We start from the raw sequence: 15,793 nt of genomic DNA on the forward strand, positions 1-15,793 counted from the left end.
TTCAGCTTAGACACTGCCTGCTGCGTCGCGGCCGGCCGCCCTGCCGGTGAAGAGGCACCCACCCAGGAACGTCCCCTCAAGCGCCCTGTAACCGTGGATGCCACCACCACCGAATCCGGCAGCTTCTCCCACGGCATAGAGCCCCGCGATGGCAGATCCGTCACTGCCCAGGACACGCGAACGCAGGTCCGTTTGCAGGCCTCCGAGGCTCTTCCGGGTGACCACCGACAAACGGATGGCAAGGAGCGGTCCATGGGCGGGGTCCGTGAGGCGGTGCGGGGGAGCCGCCCTCATGAGGCGGTCCGTCGCAAAACGCCGGGCCGCGCGGATTGCGGCCAGCTGGGGATCCTTTCCGAGCCCGCTGGAAATTTGGAGGTCGCGTGCATGAATGAGCGCTGCCAGGGAGCCAGGGTCGATCAGTTCCGTACCCGCCAGCCCGTTCATGCGGGCTGCCAATTCCCGGGGCGAGCTTCCCTGGACGAAATCGGCGCCCCGTTCCAGGAACCGTTCGATGGGCGTGTCGCCCCGCGGCTTGAGGCGGCCCAGCAACAACGGGATGTCCTTGCCGGTCAGGTCCGGGTTCTGCTCGGATCCGGAGAGGGCCAGTTCCTTCAGGGCGATGGTGCGGTTCAGGACGAACCACGAGTACCCGTGGCCGGTTCGTACGATGTGGCGGAGCGCGCCCTGGGAGTCAAAGCCCGGAAACAAGGGCGCCGGCAGTTGCCTGCCCTCGGCATCCAACCACAGCGACGACGGCCCAGGCAGGATCCTGATTCCGTGCTTTGGCCACACAGGATCGTAGTTGTGGATGCCCTCGGGATAGTGCCACATGCGGTCCCCGTTGACCAGCGTCGCACCGGCGGTCTCCGCGACCGCCAGGAAGGCGCCATCAACGGAGGCAGGCACACCGCTGAGCATTTCCGGAGGTGCCAGGCCACCGGGCCACTGGCGGCGCACCGTGTCGTGGTTGCCGCCGATACCGCCGGTGGCTACCACCACGGCTCCGCCCGCCGCTTCGAAAGGCCCGACGACGGCACGCGAGGAAGCCTGGCCGCGCGCCGCCGTCGTGGGTTCCAAGACGTCACCGCCAACACCGGTGACGGTGCCCGAGGCGACGGTCAGGGATGTTGCGCGGTGCCGCAGGTGCAGCGTGATGCGTCCGACGGCAACTCCCTCTTGCACCTTGGCGGCGAAGGGTTCGACGACGGCGGGACCGGTTCCCCAGGCGACGTGGAAGCGGGGGACGGTGTTTCCGTGGCCTTGGGGACCGTAGCCGCCCCGTTCTGCCCACTGCACGAGTGGGAAGATGCCAACGCCCAGGCTCTTCAGCCACGAACGCTTTTCACCGGAGGCGAAGTCTACGTAGGCCTCGGCCCACCTTCGCGCGTGGGCATCGTTGTCGCGATCGAATCCTGCAGAGGCGAGCCAGTCCTGGAGGGCGAGTTCAGCGCTGTCCTTGACGCCCAGGCGCCGCTGCTCGGGGGTGTCCACCATGAACAAGCCACCGAACGACCAGTGCGCCTGGCCACCCAGCGATGCGGATCCTTCCTGGTCCAGGATGGCCACAGACTTGCCTGCTGCATAGGCCGTGGCGGCAGCAACCAGGCCCGAAAGGCCGGCCCCGACCACCAGCACATCTGATTCGATGCGGTTTCCATGATGTCCGTCACGATCCTGAAGCGGCATGGGTACATGCTAGCCCCAGGCAGGTCACGGGTTTGGTGAGTCGTGCGGAAACCGGAAAACTAGGATCATGCGTGTTTACCCCACCTTCTTCAAGCTTGCCTTCTCCTGGATGGATGCCGAGAAAGCACACAAGATCGGTTTCCAGGCCATCCGGGCAGCCCACCGCAGTGGTGCCGGCCGGATCCTGGCCAGGATCACCGCCCCTGATGCATCGCTCCGCACCGAGGCGCTGGGCTTGACCTTCCCCTCTCCCTTTGGCCTGGCCGCGGGATTCGACAAGGAGGGCCACGGCATCTTGGCGCTCTCCGAACTGGGTTTCGGACACGTCGAGGTGGGCACCATTACGGGGCAGGCCCAGCCCGGCAACGACAAGCCGCGGCTGTTCCGCTTGGTCGAGGACCGCGCGGTCATCAACCGTATGGGCTTCAATAACGACGGCGCCGCGGCAGTGGCTCCGCGGCTGAAGTCCGCGCGGGCCGCCTTGCAGCGTGCACACGCGGGAGTGCGGCCGGTGATTGGCGTCAACATTGGCAAGACCAAAGTGGTGGAGCTCGATGCTGCCACGGAGGACTACCTGGTCAGCGCACGCGGGCTCGCACCAGCAGCCGACTACCTTGTGGTCAATGTCAGCTCTCCCAATACGCCGGGGCTGCGGCTGCTCCAGAACGTCGAGACACTGCGTCCCCTGCTGCGCGCCGTCGGTGACGCGGCTGACGAATCCGCGGGACGCCACGTTCCGCTGCTGGTCAAGATCGCTCCTGACCTCAGCAACGCAGACATTGACGACGTCGCCCGGCTGGCATTGGACCTCAAGCTGGACGGCATCATCGCCACGAACACCACCATTGGCCGCGAAGACCTTTCCAGCGATGCCGCCAAGGTGGAAGCGCTCGGCGCCGGGGGACTGTCAGGTGCACCGCTGAAGCAGCGTTCTTTGGAGGTGCTGCGCCGCCTGAAGGATGCCGTGGGGGACCAGTTGGTGCTGATCGCCGTTGGCGGCGTGGAAACAGCGCAGGATGTCCAGGAGCGGCTGGATGCCGGCGCCACTCTGGTGCAGGGTTACACGGCGTTCCTCTACGAGGGTCCGTTCTGGGCATCACGCATCAACAAAGGACTTGCCAGGATCCGGAAGCGCGCTGCCTAAGGGACGCGGTGCCTAAGGGAAGGGCCCAGGCAGGCACGAAGGCCCCGGACCAAGTGGTCCGGGGCCTTCGCATTAAGGTTGGTGTGCTCTTAGGACGGGTACTGGCCGCGCTTGACCAGGGGCTTGGGGAGGCGGAGCTTGCGGAACTGCAGGGCGCGCATGCAGCCATACCATACGGTTCCGCGTTCCACTTCGCCGAACTTGGCAGTAAGCCGCTTGCGGAGCTGGCGGGAGAGGATGAAGACATCCACGAAGACTGCCAGGAACATGATCCAGAAACCGATCAGGACATACGTGATCTGGGCGCTGTTGGACGGAATGATGAACGACACCACCACGAACAGGAGCGCACCGAACATCAGGTACTCGCCCAGGGTGAACCGGGCATCGACGTAGTCGCGGGCAAAGCGCTTCTGCGGACCCTTGTCCCTGAGGGGCAGGTACTTTTCCTCGCCGGTATCCAAGGCCTGCCGCATCTTCTGCCGCTGGTCCTGGATGGCCACCCGTTCTGCTTCCTTGGAGGCTTTGCGGTCCGTTGGCACCAAGGGGCGCTTCCGTGCCGCTTCCTGGGCCTTCCGTTTGGGCGTGGGCGCGCCCTTCCCAATGACGGGATCCTGGGCGGCGGCGTGGGCCTGGTCAACTACTGATTGAGCGCTTGGCTCTTCCTTTTTGCGTCCGAACACCACTACAGAATACAGCGCGGGCTGGTGGCGCACGTTACGCACTGGGCTGAAGCGAGGGCGTGGGGTGCCGTGCCTCACCATGCGGGGAGCTACCCGGCGGTAAGGTGTGGGGCATGACTTCAGCACGTGCGGGGAACCCGCAGAACACGCCAGGGAACTCCGACACCACCCCGGTCGCGGGCCAATCCGTGGACGGTGTGGATACCGCTGCACTCAACGCGGCCGTCAACGAGCATTTCGACCGGACGGTCTCAGCCCTCAAGGACCTGGTGGCCATCCCGGGCATCGCGTGGGCCAGCTTCGACCCCGCGGAACTTGACCGCAGCGCCGAAGCCGTCGCGGCACTGGTCCGCGAATCGGGCATGGAGGACGTCCGGATCCTGCGGGCCGCAAAAGCCGACGGCACGCCAGGCGGGCCGGCCGTCGTCGCCCACCGGCCCGCGCGGGACGGAAAGCCGACCATCCTGCTTTACGCCCACCACGACGTCCAGCCTCCGGGTGACCGTTCGCTCTGGACGTCCGAGCCGTTCCTGGCAGAGGAGCGCAAGGGCCGCCTCTATGGGCGGGGTGCTGCCGATGACAAAGCCGGCATCATGGCGCACCTTGCGGCCTACAGCGCCGCCGTGAAAGTCCTGGGCGAGGACTTTGGCCTTGGCGTGACCTTCTTCTTCGAAGGTGAAGAGGAAGCCGGCTCGCCTACGTTCCGCACGTTCCTTGAGGAACACAAAGAGCTGCTGCACTCCGACGTGATCGTCGTGGCTGATTCCAGCAACTGGAAAGTGGGCGTCCCTGCCCTCACCACCAGCCTCCGGGGACTCGTTGACGGCACGTTTGAAGTACGGGTCCTGGAGCACGCCGTTCATTCGGGAATGTTTGGTGGGCCTGTGCTGGATGCGCCCACCCTGCTCTCCCGCCTCATCGCAACCCTCCACGACGAGCACGGCAATGTGGCCGTCGAGGGGTTGGTGGCCCGTGACGAGGTTGCCGTTGACCTCGCCGAAGCCGACTACCGCGCCGATGCGTCCGTGCTCGACGGCGTGCAGCTGGCCGGCAGCGGCACCATCGCCTCGCGCCTGTGGACCAAGCCGGCACTGTCCATCATCGGCATCGATGCGCCGGCGGTGGCCGTTGCCTCCAACACGCTGATTCCAGCAGCCCGGGCAAAATTCAGCATGCGCCTGGCGCCTGGTCAGGATCCGGAAGCAGCCATGGACGCCCTGGAGCGGCACGTCCATGCCCACGCTCCGTTTGGCGCAAAGGTCACCTTCACCCCGGGGGAGCGGGGCAACGCATTCTCAACGGACACGAGTTCCGAAGCAGCGCAGGTGGCGCTGTGGGCTCTCGGCCAGGCCTGGGGAGTGGAACCCGTTGAAATGGGCATAGGTGGTTCCATCCCGTTCATCGCCGACTTGATGGAGGTCTATCCGGAGGTCCAGATCCTGGTCACCGGCGTGGAGGATCCGGACAGCCGGGCCCACAGCGCCAACGAATCCCTGCAGCTCGAGGACTTCCGGCACGCCGTATTGGCCGAGGCGCTGATGCTGGCCAGGTTGAACGGGAACAAGTAACTGCGGGCCGTGGTTACGTCAGGAGTTATAGCTGAGCGTCTGCGCGACGTAGCATGGAGCTATAACCCGTACGTAATTGGGTAAGGGCAGGCAGCGTCCCCGGCGCAGCCGCCAAGCGCGTTATAAGAAGGTAGGCCAATGAGCACTGCAACCAACGAAAACAGCACTGGAGCACAGCTCGCCGAGAGCGAAGAGCTTCCCACGCACGAGGTCAACCTGACCGACGTCGCAGCAGGCAAGGTCCGCAGCCTCCTGGAACAGGAAGGGCGTACTGACCTGCGCCTGCGCGTTGCAGTCCAGCCGGGCGGTTGCTCGGGCCTGATCTACCAGCTCTACTTCGATGAGCGCCTGCTCGACGGCGACGCTGTCCGGGACTACGACGGCGTCGAAGTTGTGGTGGACAAGATGAGCGTCCCTTACCTCAGCGGTGCGAGCATCGACTTCGAGGACACCATCTCGAAGCAGGGCTTCACCATTGACAACCCGAACGCCGGCGGCTCGTGCGCTTGCGGCGACTCGTTCCACTGACGTGAGCCATCGCCGCATGTCGGCGCCGTCCCGGACGTGTTTGACCGCGTTCGGAGCCACGGCGCCGACATGTGCGCGAAAACCGCCTCATAGCGGTAAGCTCTACATCGGGTAGTAAAACTTTTAGTGTGCCCGGTGGGCCTTCGGCCTGCCGGGCGACAGCAACAAGAGGAAGGGCCGTCTGTGAGTTCGCAGAACCGAACCGGCAGCCGACGCATAAAGATCACCTCGATCACTGGCTTGGCACTAGCCGGCGCGTTGGTTTTGACCGGATGTTCACCAGAGGTAGAGAAGGGTTGGCTGCCTACAGAGCGCGGCACCACCAACCACACTGACCGGATCATGGACCTCTGGGTCAACTCATGGATCGCCGCCTTGGCAGTCGGTATCATCACGTGGGGCCTGCTGGTCTGGTGCATCATTGCCTACCGCCGCCGCAAGGGCACCACCGGTTTCCCGAAGCAGCTCAGCTACAACCTGCCGCTCGAGGTCTTCTACTTGACCATCCCGCTGTTCATGGTGCTGGTGTTCTTCTACTTCACCGACCAGGACCAGCGTGCGATTGATGACCGTTCGCAGCCTGCAGACGTCGTCGTTGACGTCCGTGGCAAGCAGTGGGCATGGGACTTCAACTACAAGCAGGGCCAGGTTATTTCCGAGGACCTCCACGAGGCCGGCGTCCAGGCCCACCTGACAGGCAACGAGGTCAACAAGGATCTCCTCCCCACCCTGTACTTGCCCGTCAACAAGTCGGTTGACCTGGAGCTCAACTCCCGCGATGTCATCCACTCCTTCTGGGTACCCGCCTTCCTGCAGAAGCGCGACATGATCCCCGGCAAGACCAACTACATCCGTTTCACCCCCACCAAGGAAGGCACCTTCGACGGTAAGTGTGCTGAACTTTGCGGTGAATACCACTCCGAAATGCTCTTCCGCGTCAAGGTTGTCTCCGAGTCCGAATTCCAGGCTCACATGGACCAGCTTCGCCAAGAGGGCAACACGGGCCTGCTCGGTGCGGAATACGACCGCAACCCGAACCTGAACGAGAAGTAAGGGGAGCGACGTGGCTACATACACTCAATCCGCCGGGACCCTCGAGGCTCCCGTAGTTCCTAAATCCAAGGGACGCATCGTCGTCAACTGGATCACCTCCACGGACCACAAGACCATCGGGTACATGTACCTCATCGCGTCGTTCGTGTTCTTCTGCCTCGGTGGCGTCATGGCGCTGCTCATCCGTGCTGAACTGTTCGAACCCGGTATGCAGATCCTGCAGACCAAGGAACAGTACAACCAGATGTTCACCATGCACGGCACGGTCATGCTCCTCATGTTCGCGACGCCGCTGTTCGCCGGCTTCGCCAACGTGATCATGCCGCTCCAGATCGGCGCGCCGGACGTCGCGTTCCCGCGTCTGAACGCGCTGGCCTTCTGGTTCTTCCTCTTCGGTTCCACCATCGCCGTCTCCGGCTTCATCACCCCCCAGGGTGCTGCGTCCTTCGGCTGGTTCGCCTACGCTCCGCTGTCCAACACGACGTTCAGTCCCGGTGTTGGTGGTGACTTGTGGGTCTTCGGCCTCGCCCTGTCAGGTTTCGGAACCATCCTTGGTGCGGTCAACTTCATCACCACCATCATCTGCATGCGTGCTCCCGGCATGACCATGTGGCGGATGCCGATCTTCACCTGGAACACCCTGGTTACGGCCATCCTGGTGCTGATGGCCTTCCCGCCGCTCGCGGCTGCGCTCTTTGCACTCGGTGCCGACCGCCGCTTCGGTGCGCACATCTTCGATCCCGAAAACGGTGGCGCGGTCCTGTGGCAGCACCTGTTCTGGTTCTTCGGACACCCCGAGGTTTACATCATTGCGCTGCCGTTCTTCGGCATCGTCTCTGAAATTTTCCCGGTGTTCAGCCGCAAGCCGATCTTCGGTTACAAGGGCCTCGTCTACGCAACCATCGCCATTGCTGCCCTGTCTGTCACGGTGTGGGCCCACCACATGTACGTGACCGGCTCCGTGCTGCTGCCGTTCTTCGCGTTCATGACCATGCTCATCGCAGTCCCCACCGGCGTGAAGTTCTTCAACTGGATCGGAACGCTGTGGCAGGGTTCCATCACCTTCGAGACCCCCATGCTGTGGAGCATCGGCTTCCTGGTGACCTTCCTCTTCGGTGGCCTCACCGGCATCATCCTTGCTTCGCCGCCTCTGGACTTCCACGTATCCGACTCCTACTTCGTGGTGGCACACTTCCACTACGTCGTGTTCGGCACCGTCGTCTTCGCAATGTTCGCCGGCTTCTACTTCTGGTGGCCCAAGTGGACAGGAAAGATGCTCAACGAGCGCCTCGGCAAGATCCACTTCTGGCTGCTGTTCCTCGGCTTCCACGGCACGTTCCTGATCCAGCACTGGCTGGGTGTTGAGGGCATGCCCCGCCGTTACGCCGACTACATGCCGCAGGACAACTTCACCTGGATGAACCAGTTCTCCACGATTTCCTCGTTCGTGCTGGGCGCGTCGCTGCTTCCGTTCTTCTGGAACGTCTACATCACCTGGCGCAGCAACAAGAAGGTTGAAGTTGACGATCCCTGGGGCTTCGGTGCCTCGCTTGAGTGGGCAACCTCCTGCCCGCCTCCGCGTCACAACTTCACCTCCCTGCCCCGGATCCGTTCGGAGCGTCCGGCCCTGGACCTCCACCACCCGGAGCTTGCACAGGTGCACACCGCTGAAGCCCCCTCGCCCGCAGCTGCCGTTCTCGGCAACGCAGACCAGAAGGACGTCCGCAAGTGAAAATCGAATCATGGCTCTTCGGCGCTGGAGTTTTCTTCTTCGTCCCCGTCACCATCGTCTACGGCGTCCTGACCGAATGGTCTGAATGGGTTGGCGTCCTGGGCATCCTGCTGGTGGGTGGCCTGGCTGGCATGATCGGTGCGTACCTAGGCTTCACCGGTCGCCGTGTTGGCATGCGTCCCGAGGACCGTCCCGATGCTGAAATCCATGAAGGTGCCGGCGAGCAGGGTCACTTCAGCCCCTGGAGCTGGTGGCCGCTGGTTCTGGGCCTTGCCTGCGCAGGGGGCTTCCTGGGCCTGGCAATAGGCTTCTGGGTCACGTTCGTTGCTGCTGGTCTTGCCGTCGTCGCACTCGTCGGCTGGGTCTTCGAATACAGCCGCGGCGATCACGCCCACTAAGCAATACAGGCATTACGACGTCGGCCCCCACCATATGGTGGGGGCCGACGTCGTTTTCGTGTCTTTATAACTGCAGCCCCGGTAATTCACCCAAGGGGCCTGGCAGTCGCTCAGTGGGCCTCTGAAGCTTCAAGTATGGCGGACAGCGCTGAGAGTGCCTCTTCGGCTTCCAACGCCGTCTGCGGGCCTCCAGGGGTGTCCTGGGTGACTTCCAAGACGACTTCGCAACCGTGGGCAAAGTCTTCGGTCATGACTTCCAAAAGGGACCTGGCATCCACCGGCTCGCCGTCGATCTTTCGGATGGTCACTGGAAGTCCCGTTTCCGTGACGGCGCGGACAAAAACGGCTGCCGCCCGTGCGTGTAGCCCGATTTCGGCGGCGACAAAGGATTTCAGCTGCGGCAAGCCAGCTCCTAGCGTTGGGCGATAGACCCGTTGGGTATGGGATTCATCCAAGCCTAGCGGTCGCAATTCCCTTTCCCGATATTGCGACCGCAACTGGTCTAGACCTCCGCAGCTCTGTTTTACCCTTGATGTATGAGCCAAACATCGGTTGGGACACGTTGTGCCTGAAGCGGCCAACATCGCCGGCGAGATCGACCGCACCAGCAGTACGCCCATTTACATTCAGCTCAGGGAGATCCTCCGGGCCTTCATTGGGCAATCCTGCCCGCCCGGTTCTTCCTTGCCATCGGAGCGGGATCTGTCGCTGCGCTTCGGGCTCGCCAGGATGACCGTGCGCCAAGCCATTGACGCCTTGGTGGGTGAAGAAGTCCTGGAACGGGTAGTGGGCTTGGGGACCTTCGTCAAGAAACCCAAACTGGATCTCCAAGTGAAGCTGACTTCCTACAGCGAGGAAATGCAGCGCCGCGGCATGGTGCCGGCCGCCAAAGTGCTCAGCTTCGAGCAGATCGCGGCCAGTGCCTTCCTTGCGAGGGAACTGCAATTGGAGGAGGGCACACCCCTGGTGCGCTTCCGCCGGTTGCTCCTTGCGGACAATGAGCCCATGAGCGTGGATGAGAACTTCATCCCCGCGCACCGTGTCCCCGGGCTGTTGGACGATGCTCCACCAACGTCCCTCTACAACGTCCTCAGCGAACGTTTCGGCTTGGTCATGGAGTGGGGCGAAGACATGATCGAGGCGACGGCGGCCTCCCCATCCACGGCACGGCTCTTGAACGTCGACGTCGGCTCGCCGCTGTTGAAAATCCAGCGCCACGCCTTCGTGGCGCGGGCCATGGTGGACTACTCGGTCTCCTACTATCGTGCGGACAGGTACAAGTTGTGGATACCTCTGCAGAGGCCCGGTGTGCGGCCCACAAGGAACTATTCGTCGGGCTACCGGACTCAATAGCAGCATGACTGGGGTCCGGCATGCAGGGTAGCGGCGGGACATGCTGAAAGGGCGGGCCCGATCCCCAGGGATCGGGCCCGCCCTTTCAGCGGTTTCAGCTAGTGGCTGAGGCTCTTCTGGTCGGCACCGGCTTCAATGGCTTCGTGGTGGCCATGAGCATGTGCGGCCTCGAGTTCGGCAGGTGTTGCCGGGGCAACCCTGTCCTCGAAGAACCACTTGGAGAGGGCGGCGCGACGCTTTTCCTTGCGGGTAACCACGCCGTGCTCGTTCGGTTCCGCAGGCAGCGGAGCCGGGGACTCGAAACCAACGAGCTTGTAGCGCTTGTACTCGTCCAGCGGCGCGTGGACCTCAATGAACTCACCATGGGGGAGCCGCACGATACGGCCGGTTTCGCGGCCGTGGAGCGCGATTTCGCGGTCCTTGCGCTGCAAGGCGAGGGCGATCCGCTTGGTCACGATGAATGCGATGACCGGACCCACGAAGAACAGTGCACGCAGCCAATAAGTGACGTCGTTGAGTGAAACGTGGAAGTGTGTCGCGATGAGGTCGGATCCGGCAGCTGCCCACATGACGCAGTACCAGGTGAAGCCGGCAACACCGATGGCCGTACGCGTCGGAGCGTTGCGGGGACGGTCGAGAACGTGGTGCTCACGGTTGTCCTTGGTGATCCAACGTTCGATCCACGGGTACATGAACAGCACCGTGAAGATGATGCCTGCCGGTACCAGCGCCGGGAGCAGGACATTCAACGTCAGTGTGTGCCCGAAGATGACGTATTCGAAGTGGAAGCCATTCACGACACCAGGCATCAGGCGCAGGGCACCGTCAACGAACCCGATGTACCAGTCAGGCTGGGTACCAGCCGAAACCGGGGAGGGGTCGTACGGGCCGTAGTTCCAGATCGGGTTGATGGTGAAAGCGGCTGCCATGAGCGCCAGGACACCGAAGACGATGAAGAAGAAGCCGCCGGCCTTGGCTGCGTAGACAGGACCGAGGGGGTAGCCAACAACGTTGCCGTCGTTGCGGCCCGGGCCAGGGTACTGGGTGTGCTTGTGGACAACAACCATGAACAAGTGCACGACGATCATCAGGAGGATGAGGGCAGGCACGAGCAGGATGTGCAGGACGTACAGGCGGCCGATGATGGCCGTACCCGGGAACTCGCCGCCGAAGAGGAAGAACGAGATGTACGTGCCGATGACCGGGATGGACTTGATGACGCCGTCGATGATGCGCAGGCCGTTGCCGGACAGCAGGTCGTCGGGGAGGGAGTAACCGGTGAAGCCTGCGGCCATCGCAAGGATGAGCAGGACGCCACCTACAACCCAGTTCATTTCACGCGGCTTGCGGAATGCGCCCGTGAAGAAGACGCGAAGCATGTGGACACCGAGGGAGGCTACGAACAGCAAGGCCGCCCAGTGGTGTACCTGGCGCATGAACAGGCCGCCGCGAACGTCGAAGGAGATGTTCAGCGACGAGTTGTAGGCCACGGACATTTCGACGTTGTACAACGGCGTGTACGAACCCTGGTAGTGCGTTTCCGCCATGGAGGGATCGAAGAAGAACGTCAGGAACGTTCCGGACATCAGCAGGATGACGAAGGAATACAGCGCCACCTCACCGAACATGAATGACCAGTGGTCGGGAAAGACCTTGCGACCGAATTCGCGCAGGATACCGGAGCCACCTACACGCTCGTCCACGAAGTCAGTAAAACGGCCAACCTTGGTCTTCGCTACGAAGGGGGCTTCAGCTGTTGATGAGGCGCTCATGCTCGTCACGCTCCCAGTAACTCGGTCCTACAGGTTCTTTGAAGTCGCTTGTGGCGACGAGGTAGCCCTCTGCGTCAACTGCGATCGGCAGCTGGGGAAGCGGACGGCTGGCCGGTCCAAAGATGACCTTGCATTCCTGCGTGAGGTCGAATGTGGACTGGTGGCAGGGGCACAGGAGGTGGTGGGTCTGCTGCTCGTAGAGGGCAACAGGGCAACCAACGTGCGTGCAGATCTTGGAGTACGCGACAATGCCGTTGTAGCTCCAGTTTTCGCGGCCCTCGGACGGGTTCAACGAGTTCGGGTCGAGGCGCATGAGCAAGACGACGGCCTTGGCCTTCTCGTTGAGCTTGCCCTCGTGAAGTTCGTTGAGGCCCTCGGGAATGACGTGGAAGGCCGAACCGATGGTGACGTCCGATGCCTTGATGGGGGTGCCATCGGGGTCGCGGGTGAGGCGCTTGAGCTTGCCATCCTGCGGAGCCCACATGGTGTGCGCCAGCTTGTCGTCGGGGCGGGGGCCGAGGTCGCCGAAGATCGCCAGCGCGGGCAGGGGAGCCAGTGCCACAGCTCCAAGGAGCGTGTTGCGGATCAGCGGACGGCGCTTGATGCCGGTCTCTTCGACGATGTCATCCACGATGCGGACCGCCGCCTGGCGGTCTTCCTCGGTGCGGATGGCGTGGCGCTCTTCAGATACTTCGTGGTCCGGCATGAGTGCCTTGGCCCAGTGGACGATTCCGGTGCCGATACCGAGCATGGCGAAGGCGGTGCCCAGGCCAAGCAGCAGGTTCTGCGTGCGGATCGTCGCGATCGTGGAGTCCTCGCCCAGATCGATGGCGAAGTACGCCACCAGGAACACCAGGGTGCCGATGACGGAAATGCCAAACAGAATGGCTACCTGACGCTCGGCGCGCTTTGCGGCTACCGGGTCCGTGTCAGCCAGGCGCAAACGATGCGGAGGAAGACCAGGATCCTGGAACTTCTCCACCTCATTCTGACCAGCCGTAGCTACGGTGCCCGAGTGGTTCGGACTGCCGTCACTATGGTTGCCCATAATTCGCCTCATCCTTCTCTCGTTGTCCCGGCCTGCGCCGGGTTTGTTTTCAGTTCAAAACTGCTGTCAGTGCAGCAGAAGTTTGTTTCCGCCTGGATCAGGACGTACGGGACGTCAGCCAGATGGTGAATGCGATGATCACGCCAAGGCCGGCCACCCACACGAACAGGCCCTCAGACACCGGACCGAGTGAGCCGAGGTCGGCTCCACCGGGCGAGCCGTTGGCTTCGATCGTCTTGAGGAAGGTGATGATGTCGCGCTTGTCTTCCGGGGTGACGTTCGAGTCGTTGAACACGGGCATGTTCTGCGGTCCCGTGGCCATTGCCTCGTAGATGTGCTTGCCGGTGACATCGGCAAGGGCGGGTGCGAACTTACCGCGGGTAAGTGCACCACCTGCAGCTGCGGCATTGTGGCACATGGCGCAGTTCACACGGAAGAGCTCGCCACCCTTGGCGGCGTCACCCTTCTCATCCAGGAGGTGTTCCTCGGGGATGGCAGGGCCGGCGCCGAGCGATGCGACGTAGGCCGAGAGCTGCTTGGTCTGCTCGTCGTTGAACTGAACGGGCTTCTTCTGTGCCTGCGGGCCATTCATCTGCATGGGCATACGGCCAGTGCCAACCTGGAAGTCAACTGCTGCTGCACCCACGCCGACCAGCGAAGGGCCGTCCTGGGTTCCGCTTGCACCCATGCCATGGCAGGTGGCGCAGTTGGCGGCAAAGAGCTTGCCGCCTTCCTCTACGTCACTGGCGCTGTAGCTCGTGGTGTCGGCTTTGGCCTGGTTGACGGAAGTGGCGATGGCGTAAAGCCCACCAGTGAGGAGGAGGCCCATCAGCAGCAGCGCAATGGCTGCCAGTGGGTGACGTCGCTTCTGCGAGAGTGCCTTCACGTGGTGGTTCCTTTATTCGATCCTGCGTCGGCTCCGTGAGCCGCTTCTTGAAATTCTGCCTCTTGTAGAAAAAGAGTCAAGGCCGGCTACTTGAGGACGTAGATGACCAGGAAGAGGCCGATCCACACGACGTCGACGAAGTGCCAGTAGTAAGAGGTGACGATCGCCGAGGTAGCTTCGAAGTGTCCGAACTTCTTGGCTGCGAAGGCGCGGCCAATGATGAAGAGGAACGCGATCAAACCGCCGATGACGTGAAGGCCGTGAAAGCCGGTGGTCATGTAGAAGGCGGAACCGTAGGCGTTGGAGGACAACGAAACGTGCTCGGAGACGAGCATGGCGTATTCCGTGGTCTGACCGGCTACGAAGAAGGCACCCATGATGAAGGTGAGGATGAACCATTCATTCATGCCCCAGCGGGTGAACTGGAAAGGGCCGCCCGTGCGGCGTGGTTCGAGCCGTTCGGCGGCGAATACGCCCATCTGGCAAGTGAAGGAACTGGCCACGAGGACGATGGTGTTTACGAGCGCAAACGGGAAGTTGAGCTTGGCCGTCTCTTCGGCCCACATCGCTCCCGAAGTGGAACGCAGGGTGAAGTACATGGCAAAGAGGCCGGCGAAGAACATCAACTCACTGGACAGCCAAACAACGGTTCCAACAGAAACCAGGTTGGGGCGGTTCAGCGTCGGGTGCGCCGGGGTACTGGGGGCATGGGTCGCAGATGTCACAAGGACATTATGTCTGTAAAAGTCCAGAGTTCCCAATGCAAACCACCGTTTGGGGAGACTTTTTCTACAAAGACGCGAAATCGCGCGGAAAAGTTCCCGGGCAGGTTCACATTGGTCATCAGCGCTGCTCGGTCGATAGCATCGGGGAGTGACTTCTCCGGCATCGGCACCTGCAGCCAGCAACACCTGGCCAGGGCTCATCTCTGCACTGATCAATGGCGACGACCTTGCGGTGGAGAACACGCAGTGGGCCATGAACACCATCATGGCCGGAGATGCGACTCCGGCGCAGATCGCCGGCTTCCTTGTGGCCTTGCGCGCCAAGGGTGAGACCGTGGAAGAACTCGCGGGCCTGGTGGAAGCCATGGTCCAGAACGCAAACCCCATAGAAATCTCCGGTGAGAAGCTGGACATTGTTGGTACCGGTGGCGACCGGCTCAACACGGTGAACATTTCCACCATGGCGGCCCTTGTTGCCGCCGGCGCCGGGGCCAAGGTTGTTAAGCACGGCAACCGTGCCGCATCATCCGCCTCGGGCTCCGCCGATGTCCTCGAAGCGCTTGGGGTCCGTTTGGACTTGTCCATAGAGCAGGTGGCCCGCAATGCGGAGGAGGCAGGAATCACCTTCTGCTTCGCGCAGGTCTTCCACCCGTCCTTCCGGCATACCGCTGTTCCCCGCAGGGAACTTGCCGTTCCTACGGCCTTCAACTTCCTGGGTCCCATGACCAATCCTGCCCACGTGCAGGCTTCCGCCGTAGGTGTGGCCAACGCCCGCATGGCCCCGCTGGTGGCCGGCGTGCTTGCGCGACGTGGCAGCCGCGGACTCGTTTTCCGCGGTGACGACGGATTGGATGAACTGACTCCCACGGGTCCCTCGACTGTCTGGGAGATCCGTGACGGCGTGGTTGCCGAGCAGGTCTTTTCTCCGGCGGACCTTGGAATCGGTCCGTCCACCGTGGCGGACCTCCGCGGCGGTGATGCCGGGGCAAATGCCCAGGTGGTTCGGGAAATCCTCGACGGCAGGACCGGCCCCGTGCGTGATGCCGTGCTGTTGAACGCGGCCGCAGGGCTCGTCGCTGCTGACCTTGCCGCGGAGGGGACGCTCGTGGACCGGATGCGGGCTGCTTTCGGCCGGGCCGCCGAGTCCGTCGATTCCGGTGCTGCCGCCGGTGTCCTGGCAAAATGGACGGACCTCAGCCGGAGCTAGGCTCCAGGGG

At 62.8% G+C, this 15,793-nt stretch carries 15 protein-coding genes; 8 read left to right on the top strand and 7 right to left on the bottom strand.

Translation table 11 applies throughout. The features are described from left to right. Positions 1-6: 6 nt before the first annotated feature. Positions 7-1,686, bottom strand: a complete 1,680-nt coding sequence (locus ACIPV6_RS01915) for an FAD-binding dehydrogenase (protein ID WP_400269275.1) — start codon at positions 1,684-1,686, stop codon at positions 7-9. A gap of 67 nt (positions 1,687-1,753) precedes the next feature. Here ACIPV6_RS01915 and ACIPV6_RS01920 point away from each other — a divergent pair, with 67 nt between their 5' ends. Then, positions 1,754-2,830 (top strand): quinone-dependent dihydroorotate dehydrogenase, encoded by a 1,077-nt coding sequence (locus ACIPV6_RS01920; protein ID WP_400269276.1) that lies wholly within the window; start codon positions 1,754-1,756, stop codon positions 2,828-2,830. Positions 2,831-2,919: 89 nt separating this feature from the next. Here the strand turns inward: ACIPV6_RS01920 and ACIPV6_RS01925 are convergent, their stop codons facing one another. Further along, entirely contained in the window at positions 2,920-3,513 is a 594-nt protein-coding gene (locus tag ACIPV6_RS01925) for a DUF3043 domain-containing protein (RefSeq protein ID WP_397321692.1), read from the bottom strand. Positions 3,514-3,626: 113 nt separating this feature from the next. Here ACIPV6_RS01925 and ACIPV6_RS01930 point away from each other — a divergent pair, with 113 nt between their 5' ends. The 5 genes from ACIPV6_RS01930 to ACIPV6_RS01950 all read left to right on the top strand — a co-directional run bounded on the left by ACIPV6_RS01930 (position 3,627) and on the right by ACIPV6_RS01950 (position 8,792). After that, positions 3,627-5,081 carry a dipeptidase gene (locus ACIPV6_RS01930; protein ID WP_400269277.1) on the top strand — a complete coding sequence of 485 codons (1,455 nt, stop codon included), beginning with the start codon at positions 3,627-3,629 and terminating at the stop codon, positions 5,079-5,081. A 138-nt stretch (positions 5,082-5,219) separates the two neighbouring features. Further along, a complete protein-coding gene (locus ACIPV6_RS01935) occupies positions 5,220-5,609 on the top strand; it encodes a HesB/IscA family protein (RefSeq protein ID WP_387437248.1) in 390 nt (129 codons plus the stop codon). 183 nt (positions 5,610-5,792) lie between these two features. Then, on the top strand, positions 5,793-6,662 hold the full coding sequence (gene coxB, locus ACIPV6_RS01940) for a cytochrome c oxidase subunit II (RefSeq protein WP_397321694.1): 870 nt from the start codon (positions 5,793-5,795) through the stop codon (positions 6,660-6,662). Between the two features lie 10 nt (positions 6,663-6,672). After that, on the top strand, positions 6,673-8,394 hold the full coding sequence (gene ctaD / locus ACIPV6_RS01945) for a cytochrome c oxidase subunit I (protein ID WP_387437250.1): 1,722 nt from the start codon (positions 6,673-6,675) through the stop codon (positions 8,392-8,394). After that, positions 8,391-8,792: a cytochrome c oxidase subunit 4 gene (locus ACIPV6_RS01950; RefSeq protein ID WP_400269278.1), complete on the top strand. Its 402-nt coding sequence runs from the start codon at positions 8,391-8,393 to the stop codon at positions 8,790-8,792. The genes ctaD and ACIPV6_RS01950 overlap by 4 nt, the downstream gene beginning before the upstream one ends. Positions 8,793-8,902: 110 nt before the next feature. Here ACIPV6_RS01950 and ACIPV6_RS01955 read toward each other — a convergent pair whose 3' ends face one another. Then, positions 8,903-9,196, bottom strand: coding sequence for an HPr family phosphocarrier protein (locus ACIPV6_RS01955; protein WP_400269279.1), 294 nt, complete (start codon positions 9,194-9,196; stop codon positions 8,903-8,905). 160 nt (positions 9,197-9,356) lie between these two features. Here ACIPV6_RS01955 and ACIPV6_RS01960 point away from each other — a divergent pair, with 160 nt between their 5' ends. Then, positions 9,357-10,145 carry a GntR family transcriptional regulator gene (locus ACIPV6_RS01960; RefSeq protein ID WP_397321697.1) on the top strand — a complete coding sequence of 263 codons (789 nt, stop codon included), beginning with the start codon at positions 9,357-9,359 and terminating at the stop codon, positions 10,143-10,145. A gap of 98 nt (positions 10,146-10,243) precedes the next feature. Here the strand turns inward: ACIPV6_RS01960 and ACIPV6_RS01965 are convergent, their stop codons facing one another. The 4 genes from ACIPV6_RS01965 to ACIPV6_RS01980 form a co-directional block, all read right to left on the bottom strand. Further along, positions 10,244-11,917 (bottom strand): cytochrome bc complex cytochrome b subunit, encoded by a 1,674-nt coding sequence (locus ACIPV6_RS01965; RefSeq protein WP_400269280.1) that lies wholly within the window; start codon positions 11,915-11,917, stop codon positions 10,244-10,246. Next, positions 11,895-12,965, bottom strand: a complete 1,071-nt coding sequence (locus ACIPV6_RS01970; protein WP_400269281.1) for a Rieske 2Fe-2S domain-containing protein — start codon at positions 12,963-12,965, stop codon at positions 11,895-11,897. Before ACIPV6_RS01970 ends, ACIPV6_RS01965 begins: the two co-directional genes overlap by 23 nt. Positions 12,966-13,062: 97 nt before the next feature. Continuing rightward, positions 13,063-13,851: a c-type cytochrome gene (locus tag ACIPV6_RS01975; RefSeq protein WP_397321700.1), complete on the bottom strand. Its 789-nt coding sequence runs from the start codon at positions 13,849-13,851 to the stop codon at positions 13,063-13,065. A gap of 86 nt (positions 13,852-13,937) precedes the next feature. Beyond that, positions 13,938-14,576 carry a heme-copper oxidase subunit III gene (locus ACIPV6_RS01980; protein ID WP_400269282.1) on the bottom strand — a complete coding sequence of 213 codons (639 nt, stop codon included), beginning with the start codon at positions 14,574-14,576 and terminating at the stop codon, positions 13,938-13,940. Positions 14,577-14,724: 148 nt separating this feature from the next. Between ACIPV6_RS01980 and trpD the strand changes: the two genes are divergently transcribed. Further along, a complete protein-coding gene (gene trpD, locus ACIPV6_RS01985) occupies positions 14,725-15,783 on the top strand; it encodes an anthranilate phosphoribosyltransferase (RefSeq protein WP_400269283.1) in 1,059 nt (352 codons plus the stop codon). The last annotated feature ends 10 nt before the right edge of the window (positions 15,784-15,793 follow it).

The sequence above is a fragment of the Paenarthrobacter sp. NPDC089988 genome (assembly GCF_044748465.1).
Classification (GTDB): domain Bacteria; phylum Actinomycetota; class Actinomycetes; order Actinomycetales; family Micrococcaceae; genus Arthrobacter.

Bases quoted from the DNA above. Each gene is read 5' to 3' on its own strand.
- ACIPV6_RS01970 (WP_400269281.1), bottom strand. From the start codon at position 12,965: ATGGGCAACCATAGTGACGGCAGTCCGAACCACTCGGGCACCGTAGCT.
- ACIPV6_RS01935 (WP_387437248.1), top strand. From the start codon at position 5,220: ATGAGCACTGCAACCAACGAAAACAGCACTGGAGCACAGCTCGCCGAG.
- ACIPV6_RS01965 (WP_400269280.1), bottom strand. From the start codon at position 11,917: ATGAGCGCCTCATCAACAGCTGAAGCCCCCTTCGTAGCGAAGACCAAG.
- ACIPV6_RS01930 (WP_400269277.1), top strand. From the start codon at position 3,627: ATGACTTCAGCACGTGCGGGGAACCCGCAGAACACGCCAGGGAACTCC.
- ACIPV6_RS01920 (WP_400269276.1), top strand. From the start codon at position 1,754: ATGCGTGTTTACCCCACCTTCTTCAAGCTTGCCTTCTCCTGGATGGAT.
- ACIPV6_RS01915 (WP_400269275.1), bottom strand. From the start codon at position 1,686: ATGCCGCTTCAGGATCGTGACGGACATCATGGAAACCGCATCGAATCA.